The organism is Flavobacteriaceae bacterium (genome assembly GCA_003443635.1).
Classification (GTDB): domain Bacteria; phylum Bacteroidota; class Bacteroidia; order Flavobacteriales; family Flavobacteriaceae; genus AU392.
On sequence record CP031964.1, the window covers coordinates 390,601 to 409,114 of the forward strand.

The 18,514-nt window shown below is 31.9% G+C and carries 12 protein-coding genes; 1 reads left to right on the forward strand and 11 read right to left on the reverse strand.

The annotated features are described in order from the left end of the window. Positions 1-39 precede the first annotated feature (39 nt). The 10 genes from D1817_01755 to D1817_01800 form a co-directional block, all read right to left on the reverse strand. Positions 40-1,674 carry a S41 family peptidase gene (locus tag D1817_01755; protein AXT18634.1) on the reverse strand — a complete coding sequence of 545 codons (1,635 nt, stop codon included), beginning with the start codon at positions 1,672-1,674 and terminating at the stop codon, positions 40-42. Position 1,675: 1 nt separating this feature from the next. Further along, the gene (gene rnpA, locus D1817_01760; GenBank protein AXT18635.1) at positions 1,676-2,065 is read right to left on the reverse strand and encodes a ribonuclease P protein component; all 390 of its coding nucleotides are present in this window, start codon (positions 2,063-2,065) and stop codon (positions 1,676-1,678) included. A gap of 83 nt (positions 2,066-2,148) precedes the next feature. Next, positions 2,149-5,562 carry a T9SS C-terminal target domain-containing protein gene (locus tag D1817_01765; protein ID AXT18636.1) on the reverse strand — a complete coding sequence of 1,138 codons (3,414 nt, stop codon included), beginning with the start codon at positions 5,560-5,562 and terminating at the stop codon, positions 2,149-2,151. 86 nt (positions 5,563-5,648) lie between these two features. After that, positions 5,649-6,194 (reverse strand): hypothetical protein, encoded by a 546-nt coding sequence (locus tag D1817_01770; GenBank protein ID AXT18637.1) that lies wholly within the window; start codon positions 6,192-6,194, stop codon positions 5,649-5,651. Between the two features lie 11 nt (positions 6,195-6,205). Then, on the reverse strand, positions 6,206-6,745 hold the full coding sequence (locus D1817_01775) for a hypothetical protein (protein AXT18638.1): 540 nt from the start codon (positions 6,743-6,745) through the stop codon (positions 6,206-6,208). Positions 6,746-7,104: 359 nt separating this feature from the next. Further along, on the reverse strand, positions 7,105-8,901 hold the full coding sequence (locus D1817_01780; protein AXT18639.1) for a M1 family peptidase: 1,797 nt from the start codon (positions 8,899-8,901) through the stop codon (positions 7,105-7,107). Positions 8,902-8,906: 5 nt separating this feature from the next. After that, positions 8,907-10,523 (reverse strand): peptidase S8, encoded by a 1,617-nt coding sequence (locus D1817_01785; protein AXT18640.1) that lies wholly within the window; start codon positions 10,521-10,523, stop codon positions 8,907-8,909. A gap of 20 nt (positions 10,524-10,543) precedes the next feature. After that, positions 10,544-11,404 carry an MBL fold metallo-hydrolase gene (locus tag D1817_01790; protein AXT18641.1) on the reverse strand — a complete coding sequence of 287 codons (861 nt, stop codon included), beginning with the start codon at positions 11,402-11,404 and terminating at the stop codon, positions 10,544-10,546. A 113-nt stretch (positions 11,405-11,517) separates the two neighbouring features. Continuing rightward, the gene (locus tag D1817_01795) at positions 11,518-13,755 is read right to left on the reverse strand and encodes a SulP family inorganic anion transporter (GenBank protein ID AXT18642.1); all 2,238 of its coding nucleotides are present in this window, start codon (positions 13,753-13,755) and stop codon (positions 11,518-11,520) included. Next, complete coding sequence (locus D1817_01800; protein AXT21203.1) at positions 13,752-14,600, reverse strand: universal stress protein; 849 nt, start codon at positions 14,598-14,600, stop codon at positions 13,752-13,754. The genes D1817_01795 and D1817_01800 overlap by 4 nt, the downstream gene beginning before the upstream one ends. Before the next feature lie 128 nt (positions 14,601-14,728). Here D1817_01800 and D1817_01805 point away from each other — a divergent pair, with 128 nt between their 5' ends. Then, the gene (locus D1817_01805) at positions 14,729-16,579 is read left to right on the forward strand and encodes a cell shape-determining protein (protein AXT18643.1); all 1,851 of its coding nucleotides are present in this window, start codon (positions 14,729-14,731) and stop codon (positions 16,577-16,579) included. On the opposite strand, the gene lepA is transcribed toward D1817_01805, so the two are convergent. Next, entirely contained in the window at positions 16,576-18,372 is a 1,797-nt protein-coding gene (gene lepA, locus D1817_01810) for an elongation factor 4 (protein AXT18644.1), read from the reverse strand. The genes D1817_01805 and lepA overlap by 4 nt on opposite strands. Positions 18,373-18,514 lie beyond the last annotated feature (142 nt).

An 18,514-nucleotide genomic window follows, 5' to 3' on the forward strand; every position in this document is an offset into this window, starting at 1 on the left:
CAAATTTTAAAAACTCTTAAAAAGAGAATAGTTTTACTATTAATTTAAATATCCTCTATATCTTTTAGGATTAGCTAAAATGGCTTTTGCTGTATTTATCTCCTCATTGTTAGATAAGTAGTATTGATACAATCCTTCTCTGTAGAAATAACGTTTAATAATTTCACTTTCTATTAAACGCTTTAATTGTTCTTTATTAGCATCAATGGCTTTATTCTTTAAAGAGTTAATACTAGAGATAAGTTTATTATAATCACTAGAGAGTTCGTCTATTAACTCTTCTTCAGATGCAACTAACATTGCAGCGTCAATGGCTTTTTCAGTTTTAGTTTCAAAAGCAAAGTTGTTAGATTTTAAATAGGATTTGAATTTATTAAAGTCAGAATCAGAAAATTTAAAAGTATTAATATCTGAAACCGTGTTATTATAAAAATAATTAGTTGCGTAGTTAAAAATATAGTTGTCTTTTTCTACAGCTTTAGTTATGGTAGTAGGTTTAGAAAGCTCTATTTCTACATCAGGATTTACGCCTCCTCCATCAAAAACAGAACGTCCATTTTTAGTTTTAAATTCGTTGTAATTTTCTTGTTTTGTGAGTACAGCATTACCATCTTCGTCACGATTCCAGTAATCTAATGCTTGAATACAACGCCCTGAAGGTGTGTAATATCTCGAGATAGTAATTTTTAATTGTGTTCCATATGTTAATGGTTTAGGACGTTGTACGAGCCCTTTACCAAAACTACGAGAACCAATAATAACTGCACGATCTAAATCTTGTAATGACCCTGAAACAATTTCACTAGCAGAAGCACTTCCGCCATCAATTACAACAACTAAAGGAATTTGAGTATCTATAGGCTCTTTTGTTGTGCGATACGCTCTATTATATTTTTGAACTTTAGATTTTGTAGTAACAACCAACTCGCCTTTAGGAACAAATAAATTTACAATATTTATCGCTTCTATTAATAAACCTCCAGGGTTACCTCTTAAATCTAAAATAATACGTTCTGCACCACCAGCTTTTAATTCTTTTAAAGCATCTGCTGTTTCTTTTGAAGCCTTGTTATTAAATCGAGATAGAGCAATATAACCTGTTTTATCATCTACCATATCAAAAAGAGGTACCGCTTTTACCTCAACTTCTTCTCTTGTTATGGTTGCTGTATTTGTTTTTCCTTGTCTTAAATAAGTAACATTTACTTTAGATCCAGCTGAACCTCGTAATAAATCGCCTGCATTATCTTTAAAATCTGCAATTACAATATTTTCTACTTTAATAATTTCATCACCAGCTTTTAGGCCTGCTTTATCAGCAGGGTAATCTTTATAAGGTTCAATAATTACTAATTTATCCTTAAGTGTTTTTACATTAGCGCCAATACCTGTATAATCTCCAGTGTTATTAATTCGTGCAGCTTCAACATCTTGTTCATTTAAAAATGTAGTATATGGATCAAGATCTTTAAGCATATTTTTAATAGCTGTATCCATTAAATCTCCAGGATTAGTTTCATCCACATAATTCATATTTAACTCCTTAAATAAGGTTGTGAAAATTTCTATTTGCTTTGCTATTTCAAAAAAATCAGTTTTAAAAGCAGTTCCTGTGAAAAGAATTGTAATTGCCAAAACAGGAATTATAACTCTTTTTTTAATTAATTTTTTCATTCTATAATATGTTTTTTGTTTGAGCTTCTTTTTTAGAAAATTTCTCAAACAATAATTTCATTTTTGATTCGATTTGATGAAACTCAAATTTTTCTTTTCCAATGTACAAAATCATAAACGCATACTGTGTTGTAATGTTGTTAAAATATGAGGCTTTGTTAAGCCGATATGCTTCTCTTAACAATCGTTTAATATGATTTCTATCTACTGCAGTTTTAAAATTTCTTTTTGAAACAGAAACCCCTGTTTTTGCTATAACAGGATCTTCAAAAGAAATAGATTTATAGACTAAACGGAGAGGGTATACAGAAACGAACTCTCCTTCAGAAAATAGCTTATCAATGAGTTTTTTACTCTTTAGCTTTTCCGTTTTTTTATAAGTCTGTTTCATATACAAAGCAAAGGTAATGCTATAAAAACAAAAACCACCTAATCGAAATCAAGTGGTTTTGAAGTTTTATAGAATAAGATTTTTTATTTTTTTACAATTACTCGATGAATTTCTTCAGTATCACCAGTAATGATTTGCAAAAAGTAAATACCATCTTTGAGATTTTGTATATTCACGTTCTTTAAATTACCAGTCTGCTTCTGTTTTATTACATTTCCTGTAAAATCGTAAATTTTTATTTGAGTAATATCTTTAGTTTCTTTTTTGTTATTCTTTTTATTATCACTTCCGTTTGTATTTATACTAAAGCTTGTATTTTGAATACTAGAAACATTTAATGTATTTATGCTTTGTGTATTTGTTATATTATTACTTTCACCATCAATTTCTGCAATGTTAAACTCAAATGACCCTGGATTAGGAAATACTGCAAAATCAAAACCTTCTTCATCACCAAAACCACCTCCAACACTACAATCTAAATATTCTACTTCAAACCCAAACCAATCTGAAGTCCCACAAGAGTTTGTTATTCTGGCTTCAAATACATAATACCCAGGAGAAGGAATAAAAGTAATTTCCCCTGAATCTGAAACAAAAGGAGATGAGGTGTAAACTACATTTAAACTTGGAAATCTTAATAAACGATATTGATAATTAACATTGGCTATTTTAGGGTAAATATCATAGGTATTTCCATTATGACTTGTGCAAAAATAACCTTCTTCTCCTATACCATTTGCAAAACTTATATTATCAACAAATCGCTGTCCTACAAACACTCGTTTAGTAACCGCTATGTTTCCGCATTTAGCACCATTATCTCCAAAAACAAGAGATAAGGTTACATAACCTGCATTAGAACCTGTTTGGTTTAATGTAATATTTGGCGTTCCATTCCCAGAAATAGTAGCTATAGAGCTTCCTTCTGTTATAACCCAATTATAAAATGATGCCCCATTTGCTACCGAGAATGATGCATTATTACAAACTTCGTCTGGTCCAGATATCCCAGTATTAGAGCATATAAAACTACAATCAAAAACTTCGATTGTAGGATCTGTGTCCAATTCTTCTGCCAGCCAATCGCCATTTAATCTGTTAAAAGTAATATGCCTTTCGTTAATTGTAGAGGTATTAAAAGATGTTGTAAAATTATCAAAAGGAATTGCCTTATTTCCTGTTGGTGGGTTTGCTGCTGTATATATCTCATTATAATCATTACCATTAAGTGCTGTAGAATTACTTCCAACATCTAAAGCACTCGCTGCTGGAATAAAATCGAAATTTGGGTTTAAATCTACTGTTAGTCCAAGACGCCCTAAAATACCACTTTCAAAAACATCAATGTTTTCAAAATCCTGTAAAGCTGTATTTACTCCCCCAGGAAATGAATCGAAGGGTAACGTATTCGATGGCGAATTAAATGAACGTTCAGTAATGGTAATATTTATAGGGATTAAAAACAAAAGTGTTTTTCTTATACTAATTTTTCCAAAATAAGATTGATTTGTGCCACTACTGGGGTAAGCATTAATTCTAAAATCTAAATTAAAACGACTCCCTCCTGGAAGGATACCAATTAAAAACCCAGCTTCGTCAAACAATACAGAAGTTAAAATTGCCGCGAAAGCGCCAAGCCCAGTAAACGATAATGCCAAACCTCCTAAAAAACTCGTTCTTCCAAATCCATCTAAAGTAAACAAGCGCTCGCCTGCAGAGATTTCTTGAGGTGCTGCACAGTGGCTGGCATTACTAATTGCTATATTTCTGGTTTGTTGTGGGTACCCCAATGTTCTGAGTTCGTTTTGCCATGCATTATGGAGTGAGTTGTCTACTGCAAAATTACTGTTTACATTATTTATTAATAATTGCCTGGTTGCTGGTGCATCTAACAAATCTCTAATTGTATTTGCACTCATACCCCCGGAAGCTAGATCTATTACAAAGTTAAGTGGAGTGCCTATAACTTGATCTACAAGATGTCGCGACATATACAAAGCACCAATAGGCACATTAGCCCCTTGATGTGGCGCATCGTGACTTATATACAAACCCGTGTCGTGAGACTCACTACGATTTTCCATATCCCGTAGGGCATAACGCGCGACCAAACCTCCCATACTTTGCCCCAATACCACGTTAGGAGTGTTAGTTACTTTATTGGCATTTACCCAATTTATAACCGCCTGTAATACAAAGGCATTGCGTTGTATAAAATCGGTACCATTATCCCAGTTAACATATACAATATCATAAGCTTCTGTTGTATTGTTGGTGATTAGGTTTCTTAATTGATCACCTCCTGAATTATTTACACTATTGAAAAAGGTTTGAATATCCGTATCTCCTATACGCCCCCTATCTGCCATTAGTTCAGTATCAAAACCTTCTGCCACAATTAAAGGCTTACGCAATTCGCATTGGTTATTGCTATATGCAATCTGTAATGTCGCCGTGCCTAATTGCCCGGAAAAGGCACGTGTAGCTATAATATTTTGCAATTGTACACCACAAGTTGAGTTGGCACCTTGAATACTTTGTAAAACTTGAGATTGCGATGCTGTAATATTAATGTTTTGACGGCTGTATTTATACTGCCCATTACTTAATCGTACCCGATAGGTCCAGATGTATGTGCCAGCACTAGTATAAGTTGCATTTGCAGATGCACCATTATTAAGGGTTTTATAACCTGTACCGTTCCCTAAATCGACTTCAATATTGGTAATACTGGCATTGGTATGCCATAGTGTGGTTGGTAAGGATACTGAAACACTGGAACGATGTATGGTTTGTGTAGGTGTAGTAATGGCAAATACCGTTTTAGTTTCGTAAGGGTTTTGCCATTGCCCAAAAATATATTTATCGTCATACCTGCTTATTCCACCTCCTATTATAATGGGAAAACTAGGGTCGTTTAAATCTGGAAACTCATCATCTTCGATAGGAAAACCTCCTCCACCAGATACTATTTGTATTTTATTTGTTGCTAAGGCATCACTTCTAATTTTAGAGTAATTAAAATATAAGCCACTTAAAATAAGCGGAGCTGTAGCGCTTCCTTTATTGGTATCGTTTTGTTGTTTTTGCAATGTTTGCCACTCATCATTTTCTGCAATAGGTGCCACTATGCCCGGTGTACCCAATACAGTACAAGACGATACTATGGTATTATAGGTTTCGAGATACATCGACTTACTGGTATGATTATCGTTACGTAATACCCCATCGTATTTGCTAATGTCTATAAACTCAATACCATAATCCAATAAGATATTATGTGGAATTCTGTTTTTTTCGAGAAGACTAAACCTATCCTCTATCTCTGTGGCTAAGGTTGTATTAACGGTTTGTCCTACCAAATAAAAGTTAATAAACAAAAAGAATACAACAAGTAATTTAAATTTATAGTTATGTTTTAATAACTGATTGCTATTTTTTTTGATTCTAGTTAAAGGAGTTACATTGTAAAAAGATTTCATAATTTTGAACATTGTTTGTGTTAGACATTATTTTTTATGTTTAGCATTTTAAGAACCGTTTTGTTGCAGCAAAGCGGTTCTGTTTTTTTTATTAAGTTTTAAGTGGTATATCTTAGGTCGAAACGCCCTTCGGTGATTCTAATTTCATTGCCCTCATCGTCCAATACTGTAAATTCAAAAGTACCAGAAATGATAAAGTTTTCGGGATCAAAATTGGTAATCGTTAACCTGCCTGGGCTGGAAGGATTGGGAGAGGTATTTAAAAAAAGCCCTCCTCCTAACCTATATTCTGCAAAAAAATTACCAGAAGCAAATTCTATTAACTCATAGGTTTGCCCTTCTTCTATAGGGTTCACATCAATCCCACCAAAATTAATTGAACGCATTATAGGTACATCACCCCTTTGCGACGCTGAAATGCTTAATGTAAATGCAAAATTCACATTTTGGTAAAATGCACGTGGTACACCTTGTCCAAATCTATCGGGTGTAAACACTTCGCCATTAATTAAACAGGCAAAGGTGCCTTCGCCGGTTTGTGTGGGTGGTGGGAGCTGGTCTACAGGAGCTACATTATCGTCGTCATCTTTACAGGAAGCGCTTAACAAAAGCATACATAAGGTTATTAATTTTAGAGTTTTCATAGGTTTTTATTTTAAGTTGTATATCTAAGGTCAAAACGTCCTTCTGTTATTCTAATTTCATTGCCTTCATCGTCCAATACAGTAAACTCAAAAGTGCCAGAGATGATAAAATTGTCTGGATCAAAATTGGTAATGGTTAATCTGCCTGGGTTTATAGAATTTGTTTCTGTTCTCAGGACGAACCCTCCCCCTAATGTATATTGTACAAAAAAGTTGCCAGATTCAAATTCTACTAAATCATAAGTTGTTTCTTCTAAAGCATTTACATCTAATCCTCCTAAATTGAAAAACTTTGTTTCTTCTCCGCCACCCGAAGATGCAGAGATACCAAGAGTAAATGCAAAATTTACATTTTGGTAAAATGCTCGCGGTACGCCTTGCCCAAACCTGTCGGGTCTAAACACTTCGCCATTAATAAGGCAGGCAAAGGTACCTTCGCCGGTTTGTGTGGCTGGTGGTAGGCGGTCTACAGGAGCTACATTATCGTCGTCATCATTACAAGAAGTGCTTAACAAAAGCATACATAAGGTTATTAATTTTAGAGTTTTCATCTTAACTTAAATTTTAAATTAGTATGATTTACTAGACTAGATATAATTTGTTATTGTAAAGCTTTACAATAATTAAAATACTATTAATAAAAATGTAGGGATCTATTTTAATAGTGGAAAATAAAACTATAGAAAATAGTTTTTATTAAAAATATTAATAATAAATGTATGAAAATATTTGACATTATTTTTATGAATATTCTGATTGTTATAAAATTTTAACAGTTAAGTAATACACTTCGAAATTAACCTTGTTTTAGAAAAGAAATAAAAAACAAAAAACCACCTAATTTTGATTAGGTGGTTTTTAATCTAATAAAGAAATAATCTTTTTTCTCTTTTTACTTATTGTAATTAAACTATAGTTTATTATTAGCTCGATCTACATCTGCCATCATTTGAGAAGGGTCAATTTCTACAGAAGCAATATTTTTAGAAGTTTCAAAAGAGTAAGAAGGATGAGTCCAAGCCCAATCTTTAAGAATTTTAGCAGATGTTGGTTTTTCACCGCGCATCATTTGTAATGGGATGTAAAAATCTTCTGTGGAACCATCCGTATATGTTACTGTAACATCTAATGGCATTGGCATTAAACCTATTCGTTCGAAAGAAACGGTTTTATTTTTTATACTTTTTACTGCATAATCAATAGTATTAGTAGTTTGGCCAAAATCGATTAAATACCAATCTAATTCAAAATCGGTAATACGTTCTGCTGTACGTACAATATCTAATGGTTTAGGGTGTTTAAACGAAAAATCTTTAAAGTATTTCTTAATTGTTTTTTTAAGATTATCTTCACCTATTACATAACCTAATTGTGCTAAAAATACTGCACCTTTACTATAGGCAGCTGTTGAATACGATCCGTTAAGAGCATAACGATCGGCATGTGTGGTCATTGGTTGTTCCAAACCAGAATTAGCTAAACGAATATAACCTCTATAAGATCCTGCAGATGGATTATCTACAGGAGCTTGTCTAAAAGTATTCATTGCTAAAGCAGAAATATAACTTGTAAACCCTTCGTCTAGCCATTCATGTTTTGCTTCATTAGAAGCTAATAAAAACTGAAACCAAGTGTGTGCCATCTCATGAGCTGTTACACCTAGTAAGCTATTAAAATTACGTTTCCCGGTAATTAATGTAGACATTGCGTATTCCATTCCACCATCACCACCTTGAATTACTGAGTATTGATCATAAGGATATTTCCCAACATTTTCTGAGAAAAACTGCATTAGTTTTACAGTAAGAGGTTGCAAATCTTTCCAGTTTTTTAAATACTCTTCAGATAATGATTTTTTATAGTAAAAATGAAGCATTGGTCCATTAGGAACCTGCATTGTATCATGAATATATTCTGGATCTGCTGCCCAAGTAAAATCATGAACATTTGGAGCAATAAAATGCATTGTCTTTTTATCACCTTTTACTTTAGGTTTACCTTGAAGATAACCAGATCCACCAACAACATAATCTTTATCAATTGTTAATTTAACATCAAAATCTCCCCAAACACCATGAAACTCTCTTCCTATATATGGATCTGCATGCCAGCCCTCAAAATCATATTCTGCTAATTTAGGGTACCATTGCGTCATTGATAAAGCTACACCTTCAGCATTATTTCTTCCAGAACGACGGATTTGAACAGGAACTTGTGCATCAAATTCCATTTTAAAAGTTACTTTTTCTCCTGGTTGGATAGGTTTATTTAGCTTTACTTCTAATATGGTTCCGACAGTTTCATAACTAATTGCAGTACCATTTTGAGATAAAGCATTTACTTTTATAAAACCAACTTCATTAGGCTGAAGTTTACTTATACGATCTCTTACTCTTCCATCAGGATCTGCAATAGTACGAGAACGTACATCCATTTCACTACCTGGTTGAAATGCATTAAAATATAAATGATAATATACTCTATTTAATACATCAGGAGAGTTATTAGTATAAACTAAAGTTTGCTTTCCTTTGTATTGATAATTGTTAACATTCATATCAATTTCCATTTTATAATCGACATGTTGTTGCCAATAACCCGCATTAACGTGTTGTTGTGTTGTTTTTCTAGATTGCAATGCACTAACATTTGTAAATGAAGAAAGTAGTAATGCAATACTTAATGAAATAAAAATCGTTTTTTTCATATCTGTTATATTTGTTTTTTAGCTATTTGAGAGGCTAATATTAATGCGTTATATGCATTAACTATTTTACCTGATTTTGATAAAGTTTGAAAAGGTCTTACATCGTTTGCATCGCCTCCAACTATTACTTTTGTTGTAATAGGAAGTCCAGAATCTAATATAATTTGTTTGACTTGTCTAGCGGATAACTCTGGGTAAAACGAACGAATTAAAGCAGCTACACCTGCAGTAGCTGGGGCTGCCATAGAAGTTCCTCCAATGGTTTCGTATGTGTTTTCTGGAAATGTGGAATATATTTCACCTCCAGGAGCAAATACATCTACATTGGCTTTTCCATAATTTGAAAACCCAGCAACAATGTTTGATCCATATTTTGGATCGAGAGCACCAACTGTAATTACATTGTTAGAGACTTCTTTACCGTTAATAACATCATTTGGAAAATTATCTTCAACATCAATATCTTTACTATCATTTCCTGCAGCATGAACAATAAGAACATCTTTTGATTCGGCATATATGTAAGCTTCTTTTACCCAATCGCTATGTGGCGAAAAATCTTTTCCAAAACTCATATTAATAATTTTAGCTCCATTATCCGCAGCATATCTTATACCAAGAGCAACATCTTTATCATATTCATCTCCATTAGGAACTACTCTAATAGACATAATCTTTACGTTATTAGCAACACCATTAACACCTTTTCCGTTGTCTCGTTCTGAAGCTATAATACCGGCAACATGACTACCATGGCTTTCCTCTTTCGTAGAAGGCTTTACATTTCCATTACCATAAAATTTTTGAGAAAAGTCATTTGGATTATCTCCTGTTTTTCTTCCTTTTAAATCTTTATTCAAATTATAGTCTAAACGATCTTTAATTTGATTTAATCCCGTAGTAAGTTGTTTTATTGTTTCTTGAACAGTACCAAGACCAAAACCATATGTTTGAGAAATAATACTTTTATGTTGTAATAAGGTCTGATCTGTAGTTTTTATAGCATTTACTTCATCTTTAGTATATTCTTTTTTATCTAAATGATCTGCAATTGCTTTATCTGAAGCGATAAGCACAGGTAGTATTTGACTTAATTGATTTTTCTGAGGAGTTAGAGATTGTATTTGTTCATCATAAGCGACTTTAGCTTTTGCATAGTTGGGATCGTTAGTATTACCACTAGCCAAAATCCTAGTAATCTCTAATTGTTCATTATAACCATCTCCTAAAAAGTTCCAACCATGAACATCATCTATGTACCCATTGTTATCATCATCTTTTTTGTTACCAGGAATTTCCTTTTTATTAACCCAAATAACATCATCTAAATCTTCATGGTCTATATCTATGCCAGAATCTATAACCGCAACGATGGTTGTTGTCCCTTTTTTCCCTTTAATAATTTCTGTATAAGCCTTATTTACACTCATTCCAGGTATGGTATCTTTTTCAAGGTCTAAATGTCCCCAAGTATGTTTCTCATTCTCGGTAAGTTCAGAAACTTTTATAGGAGTTTTGTCTATATTGGATATTGGTGTAGAAATAATAGGAGCAGTACTACCACACCCCGTAAAAAAAACAGCAATTGTAATGGGTAGTAATACTAATTTAATTCGCTTCATAATCTATTTTTTAATATTCTTTATTTAAAAATGTCTTTACAGGTATATGTGTTTTCTAAACGCACACCTTTTTCAGTATGTTTAACTGTAATAAGTTCATTATGGGCATCATGTTCTAAAAATAAATAGTAATTATTATTTGCTGCAGTATTTAAAAAAGATGCTTTTTCATCTAATGTTAAAAGGGGCCTTGTGTCATAACCCATAACAAATGGAATAGGTAAATGACCTACAGTAGGTAATAAGTCTGCCATAAAAGCGATGGTTTTATCTTTATAATGAATTAATGGAATCATTTGCTTTTCGGTATGACCGTTTGCAAAAAACACATCAAAACCAAGCTCCGAATTTCTAAGCACATCCTCATTAGGAGTATTTAAAAACTTAAGTTGACCACTTTCTTCCATCGGAAGAATGTTTTCTTTTAAAAAAGATGCTTTTTCTCTTTTATTAGGTTCTGTAGCCCATTGCCAATGTAGTTTATTACTCCAAAAGTGTGCATTTTTAAAAGCAACCTCATAACCTGTTCTATCTTTATTCCATTGTACACTTCCTCCACAATGATCGAAGTGTAAATGTGTCATAAATACATCAGTAATATCATCACGATGAAAACCGTATTGAGATAATGATTTATCAATACTATCATCACCCCATAAATGATAATACCCAAAAAACTTTTCAGATTGCTTATCACCCATACCAGTATCGATTAAGATTAACCTGTTTCCTTCTTCAATTAAAAGGCAACGTGCGGCAATGTCAATCATATTGTTTTGATCGGCAGGATTTGTTTTTTGCCATAGCGATTTTGGTACTACACCAAACATTGCTCCACCATCTAGCTTAAAACTTCCAGCATTTATAGGATATAAATTCATTAATTTAAATCTATTTTTCTTTTTGATCAGATGTAATTCGCATCAAGTTTGTAAAACTTTTTTAGAATACCAATTTCATAAGTTGAGCAAATTAATAAAACACTTGCAAAATATTAGTAGATGTTAAGATTATTTTGTGTTTTTAACTGCTTGTTATTGATAATAACACTTTTAAGATGTTTACCAAAGTGTAATAAAGATTTAATCTCCTTTACACTTGCCAGTCGTTCTTTACTATATACAAGAAGACTATTGCCATTAGACTCAATATGATAATAAGAATTACTTTCAAAAAAATGAACAAGTTCATTTGTGAAAAAGGTTTTAATTTCAAGTTCGTTTTCTCCAACTAAATAAAAACGTTTTGAGAAATCACTATAATCTTTTAAATTAATGTCTTTAGAACCTACAAGAATGTTTATTCTTTCTAAAAAACCTTCTCTATCTAATGAAAATTGAGGTATTGGTTTTAAAAGATCAATATGAAGCATGGTAGTTCTTATAACTTCTTTGGCAATAAATTCACCTTCAGAAAACTCAATATCAAATATATTTAAATTTGCTTGGTCATTAAATAATTGATTATATATATGGTTTATTTGTTTGGTTTTAAAAAATGTAAATCGCTCTAAAAAATTTATATCTTTTTGCTTGATAGATGTATAATTAAGCTTATAATCTATAGCCAATTCTTCTAAAGTAATTTGCCTTTTAGTAAGGTTGCTTTTAAAAATATGTGGGATAGGTAATAAACGCCTTAATGCAAAAGGATGTTTAGAATCTGTATCGTGCATATCTAGCCCCACGACTTCAAAATGCCCTCCTTTTTTAGTAAATAACTCTTGATAACTATTGAGGTTTTCCATTACTGTATGATCAACAAATTCGCACATAGAAAAATCTACAATAACATCTTTATCTTCAGGAATTGCGTCAAGCTTATATTTTAGTTTATTGTAATTTAAAAAACTGCAAAAGTGTTTAACGCTTATATAGTAATTATCTTTACTACCTTCTTCATTGAACATTAATACATTAGGCTTTAATATGTTTCTGAAAAACAATAAAAAACTTTTGTTTATAAAAACATGAATTATAAAAGTTGTAAAAACTCCTGTAGCAATTCCAGTAATTAAACCAACTTTTAAGGTAATAAAAAGCGTGACAAAAAATATAATAAGCTGTTCTCTACCAACATAAAAAATAGCTTTGATATTACCTGGAGAAGCAAGTTTATAACCGGTGAATACCAATATTGCCATTAACGCGGGAAGAGGTATTCGAGTGAGTTGCGTACTAAATAATAAAATAAAAATGACTAAAAAAGTAGCATGAAAAAAGTTAGAAGCTCTATTTGCTCCACCATTATTTACATTAACTGAGCTTCTGGCAATAACAGTAACTACATTTAGGCCGCCTAAAAACCCACTACCTATTGTAGCTAATCCTAAAGCCTTTATATCTTTATTAACATTAGATCTGCGTTTTTCAGGATCTAACTTATCTACTGCTTTAATACTTAATAAAGATTCAATACTAGCAATAAGAGTTAAAGCAAGTATACTACCAATAAAAGACCAGGTAGTAATCCCTCCAAAATCAGGTTTTGGAATTTGAGTAATAATCTCATTAATATTGGGTATTCCAGAAATCATATATTGAGGATCAATAGGGTTGGGTTGTTGTTTTATAAGCTCATAGTAATAGCTAAAACTAATAGACAAAATAACAATCCACATAGGTGCAGGAATAAGTTGCAGGTATTTATTCCTTATTTTAGGGTAAAATACCATAATGATTAAACTAATAATTCCAGCGAATGCTGCATACATTAAACCACTATCTGAGAAACTAAAAACAGCTCTTATAGTATTAGGAATTTCTAATAGATATTCAATACTATTTTCTTTTAATATTTTGTTAGCAAGCATAATATGGAATTGCTTACCGAGAATAATTAAACCAATGGCTGCTAACATACCTTGAATTGCCGAAGACGGAAAATAATCAGCAAGCTTTCCGAGTCTTAAAAACCCAAGAATAATTAGTAAAATACCTGAACAAATAATAGCTGCATAAGCACCATTAAGCCCAAGTGTTGTAATAGCAACAAGTAATACTCCAACGAGTCCGTTTCCCGGACCAGCTATAGTTACGTAACTTCCTCCAAATATAGACACTACAATACCACCTACAACAGCTGCTATAATACCAGCTATAGGAGGTGCTTCACTAGCCATAGCTAATCCAAGACCTAGAGGAAGTGCAATGAGACTCACTACAAAGCCTGAAAATATATTTTTAGGTAGTGTTTTAAAAAAACTTGCGATATAATCTTTTTTAGGGCTCATCTAATTATTAATACATCTGTTGGTAATTCTGTTAAAATATGCTCAATATCGTGTGGAAATAAACGATCCCAAAAAGATATTTTGTTTGGGGCGTTCATAATTAGTAAATCTGCACGAACTACTTGTGCATAATGACCAATAGAATAACCTCTTTTTCCAAAAATAGGTTGTGTATTTATTTGAATATTCTGAGTATACCCTTCCGGTATATTTTCAATTAAATTTTTAACTCTAGAATCTTCTCTCAATCTAATACGTTCTTTAACAATTGTAGATTTTCTAAGAGATTTGTCATCATCAATATTTACAGCTACTTTTTCCTGCCCAATTTCTTCTACAATAGTAATTTTGTCCGAACTTAAATGTTTTGCAACATAAAAAGCAGAAGTAATAGTTAATTTTGTTTTTGGATCTTCTAATCCATTAACAACAATATGATTACAAGGGATTCGATCAACAGATGGGTTAATTAATAACAATACAGAGCATTTAGCTTGACGTGTTATTTTTCTAGCGATAGAACCGACATAATATTTTAAAAAATTCTCCTGCTGAAGCGCACCTAAAATAAGGAGATCAATATTATTTTCTTCAGAAACAGATAAAATAACATCTACAGGATTACCTGACTTAAAAATTATTTTATAATTAAAACCATCTTTAATAAATGGTTTTAAAAAAGTTTTAAAGGTATTTTCTTTATCTTTTGATTGCTCTCCGACATGAATTAAAATAAGTTCAGTGTTAAAAAAGTGCGATAATCTTGCAGCTTCATTAATATTTGCTTTAAGGTTAGGAGAAAAAGTAACTCCGATACCTATTGTATGAAAAGGTTTTAAATTCAATATTAAGGGCAATTAGTTAAATCGGACAAGATAGTACTTTTTTCAAAAACGTAATTTTTTTACTTAAAAATATAAAATCAAAACTTTGATTTATTCTCATTAAATTTACGTTTTAAAAATTAAAATCTATGCTAGAATTAGCAGGTATTATTATTTTAGGTATTCTGGCGCAATGGGTGGCTTGGAAGTTAAAAATTCCCGCAATACTTCCGTTAATATTAATAGGCTTATTAGTAGGTCCTATTGCAGCAGAATATTTATCAGAAGATGGAACAAAATGGATAGAGCCTATTTGGAACGGAACAGAAGGTTTATTTCCAGGAGAAAGCTTATTTTACTTTGTATCTCTGGCTATTAGTATAATATTATTTGAGGGCGGATTGACATTAAAATTAAGTGAAATTAAAAATGTTGGCCCGGTAATTACAAAATTGATTACCATTGGATCATTAGTTACATTTTTTGGAGCAGCAATTGCTGCACATTTTATTTTTAGCTTGAATTGGGAAATAGCTTTCTTATTTTCAGCATTAATTATAGTAACAGGACCTACTGTAATTACACCTATTTTAAGAAATATCCCTTTAAAAAAAGATGTTTCAGCTGTTTTAAAGTGGGAGGGTATATTAATTGATCCAATAGGAGCCTTGGTAGCAGTATTGGTTTTCGAATTTATTAGTGTTGGAGGAGGAGGAGAGTTTACAAAAACAGCATTTATTGAATTTGGAAAAATAGTCTTATTCGGATCTACATTTGGATTTACGTTTGCACATGCGCTCAATTTTTCAATTAATAGAAATTGGATTCCACATTATTTATTGAATGTATTTGCTTTAGCATGTGTATTAGGTGTTTTTGTGTTATCAGATAGTTTTGCACATGAATCAGGGCTATTAGCTGTTGTAGTAATGGGTATGGTACTAGGAAATTTTAATTCGAAATATTTAAAAGAACTCCTATATTTTAAAGAATCATTAAGCGTATTACTCATTTCTATACTGTTTATTTTGCTGGCAGCTAATATTAATATGGAAGATCTATTGTTAATTTATAGTTGGAAAACAGCTGTACTTTTTGCTATTGTAATTTTAATTATTAGACCATTAGGAGTGTTTTTAAGCACTCAAAACTCAGCATTAAAACAGAATGAAAAACTATTTATCAGTTGGGTAGGGCCAAGAGGTATTGTTGCAGCAGGTATCGCATCTTTATTTGGATTAAAACTTGCTAAACAAGGAGTCGTAGGAGCAGAATACATTACACCTCTAGTATTTGTAATTGTATTAGGGACAGTCTTGTTAAATGCGACTACAGCTCGTGCTTTTGCAAAAATTGCAAGAGTGTTTTTAACTAAATCAGAAGGAATATTAATTGTAGGGGCATCTGAAGTTTCACGATTATTAGCTACTTATCTTGAAACTAACAATAGAAATGTTGTTTTGATAGATAGCAACATCACAAATATTGAAACATCTAAAAATCAAGGACTTGAAGCTATTAATGCCAATATTTACTCTGATAGACTACTGGACGATATTGAATTGAATGATGTGGGATATTTAATGGCGCTTACAGCAAACTCTAATCTTAATAAGTATGCTATAGATAAGTTTAGTAAGCAGTTTGGAGAGAATGGATCGTTTAGATTAGTCTCTAAAGATGAAATGAACGATGAAAATAACAATCCTAAAGAAGGTTTATTTTCTCATACAGATGATTTTATCTCATTAGAAAAAACCGTAAAAGCATACCCCAGAATTAATGAAATTAAAATAAAAGACACAGTTCATTATGAAACGTTGATTGAATTATCTAATAATGAAAAGCACATTATTCCCTTGTTTATAAAGAATAAGAAAGGAGAATTACAAATCATTTCTTCTTATAATAAAGAAGTGAAACCTATTGAAAAAGGACATGTATTAGTTTATTTAGGAAAACCCTTTAAAATTAATGCTACCAGTTCCAGTAGTAATTAATCATTTAACTTTAATACAGCCATAAATGCTTGTTGTGGGATTTCTACATTCCCAACTTGACGCATACGCTTTTTCCCTTTTTTCTGCTTTTCAAGAAGTTTACGTTTACGAGAAATATCACCACCATAACACTTAGCCGTTACATCTTTACGAAGAGCTTTAATGGTTTCTCTTGAGATTATTTTAGCACCGATAGCCGCTTGAATAGGGATATCAAATTGTTGACGCGGAATTAGTTCTCGTAATTTTTCACACATCTTCCTCCCAATATATTGAGCATTATCTGCATGAATTAAAGCAGAAAGAGCATCGACAGGTTGAGAATTAAGTAAAATATCTAAACGAACTAATTTTGAAACTTTCATTCCAATAGGAGAATAATCGAAAGAAGCATATCCTTTAGAAACTGTTTTTAAACGATCATAAAAATCAAAAACGATTTCGGCTAATGGCATTTCAAAAGTAAGTTCAACACGTTCTGGAGTTAAATAGGTTTGATTGCTTATGATTCCTCTTTTTTCGATACACAAAGACATTACATTACCTACAAAATCTGCTTTTGTAATAATAGTCGCCTTTATATAAGGTTCCTCAACACGATTTATACTAGAAGGGTCTGGTAAATCGGAAGGATTATTTACAATAACAGCGGTATCAGGGTTTTTGTTAGTGTAGGCAAAATAAGATACGTTAGGAACAGTAGTAATTACAGTCATATCAAACTCACGTTCTAACCGTTCTTGAATGATTTCCATATGTAACATCCCTAAAAACCCACATCTAAAACCAAAACCAAGTGCAGCAGAACTTTCTGGTGTAAAAACTAAAGAAGCATCGTTAAGTTGTAATTTTTCCATAGAATTACGAAGCTCTTCATAATCTTCTGTATCTACTGGATAAATTCCTGCAAAAACCATTGGTTTAACATCTTCAAAACCTTCGACAATATTTGTGGTAGGGTTTGTATAATCAGTAATGGTATCTCCAACCTTTACTTCTTTAGCGGTTTTAATCCCCGTTATTAAATACCCAACATCTCCTGTTTTTACACTTTGTTTTACAACCTGATCAAGTTTTAATGTCCCAACTTCATCAGCAAAATACTCTTTATCTGTAGCGACAAATTTAATTTTTTGCCCTTTTTTAATTTCTCCATTAAAAACTCTAAAATAAGTTTCTATACCTCTAAACGTATTGTAAACCGAATCAAAAATTAAAGCTTGAAGTGGTGCATCTGGATCTCCTTTTGGAGCAGGAATGCGCTTAATTACCGCTTCAAGAATATTATCGACTCCAAAGCCAGTTTTTCCACTTGCGTGAATCACTTCAGAAGGGTCACAACCTAATAAATCAACAATATCGTCAGTGACTTCTTCAGGATTGGCACTAGGTAAATCTACTTTATTTAAAATAGGAATAATCTCTAAATCATTTTCTAATGCTAAATATAGATTAGAAATGGTTTGTGCCTGTATGCTTTGTGCAGCATCAACAATTAATAAAGCACCCTCACACGCAGCAATAGATCGTGATACTTCATAAGAGAAATCTACATGACCAGGAGTGTCTATTAAATTTAAAACATAATTTTCACCTTCAAAAACATAATCCATTTGTATAGCGTGAGATTTAATGGTAATTCCACGCTCACGCTCTAAATCCATGTTATCAAGTAACTGGTCTTGCTTTTCCCTTTCGGTAACAGATCCTGTAAAATCTAATAAACGATCGGCAAGTGTACTTTTACCGTGATCGATATGTGCTATAATACAGAAATTTCTAATTTTTTCCATTGATACTTGATTGGGGTTTTACCACGAACGGCAAAAATACATAAATTTATGAGATTAAGAATTTCTTGAATAAGATAAAAATATCCGTAAATTAGATATAAATTTACGGATAAACCACAGGTGTTTTGTGGTTTTTTGACGA

What these genes read in the sequence shown, in the direction of transcription:
- D1817_01780 (AXT18639.1), bottom strand. Translation starts at nt 8,901, where the DNA reads ATGAAAAAAACGATTTTTATTTCATTAAGTATTGCATTACTACTTTCT.
- D1817_01790 (AXT18641.1), bottom strand. Translation starts at nt 11,404, where the DNA reads ATGAATTTATATCCTATAAATGCTGGAAGTTTTAAGCTAGATGGTGGA.
- D1817_01770 (AXT18637.1), bottom strand. Translation starts at nt 6,194, where the DNA reads ATGAAAACTCTAAAATTAATAACCTTATGTATGCTTTTGTTAAGCGCT.
- D1817_01795 (AXT18642.1), bottom strand. Translation starts at nt 13,755, where the DNA reads ATGAGCCCTAAAAAAGATTATATCGCAAGTTTTTTTAAAACACTACCT.
- D1817_01755 (AXT18634.1), bottom strand. Translation starts at nt 1,674, where the DNA reads ATGAAAAAATTAATTAAAAAAAGAGTTATAATTCCTGTTTTGGCAATT.
- D1817_01805 (AXT18643.1), top strand. Translation starts at nt 14,729, where the DNA reads ATGCTAGAATTAGCAGGTATTATTATTTTAGGTATTCTGGCGCAATGG.
- lepA (AXT18644.1), bottom strand. Translation starts at nt 18,372, where the DNA reads ATGGAAAAAATTAGAAATTTCTGTATTATAGCACATATCGATCACGGT.
- rnpA (AXT18635.1), bottom strand. Translation starts at nt 2,065, where the DNA reads ATGAAACAGACTTATAAAAAAACGGAAAAGCTAAAGAGTAAAAAACTC.
- D1817_01775 (AXT18638.1), bottom strand. Translation starts at nt 6,745, where the DNA reads ATGAAAACTCTAAAATTAATAACCTTATGTATGCTTTTGTTAAGCACT.
- D1817_01765 (AXT18636.1), bottom strand. Translation starts at nt 5,562, where the DNA reads ATGTTCAAAATTATGAAATCTTTTTACAATGTAACTCCTTTAACTAGA.
- D1817_01785 (AXT18640.1), bottom strand. Translation starts at nt 10,523, where the DNA reads ATGAAGCGAATTAAATTAGTATTACTACCCATTACAATTGCTGTTTTT.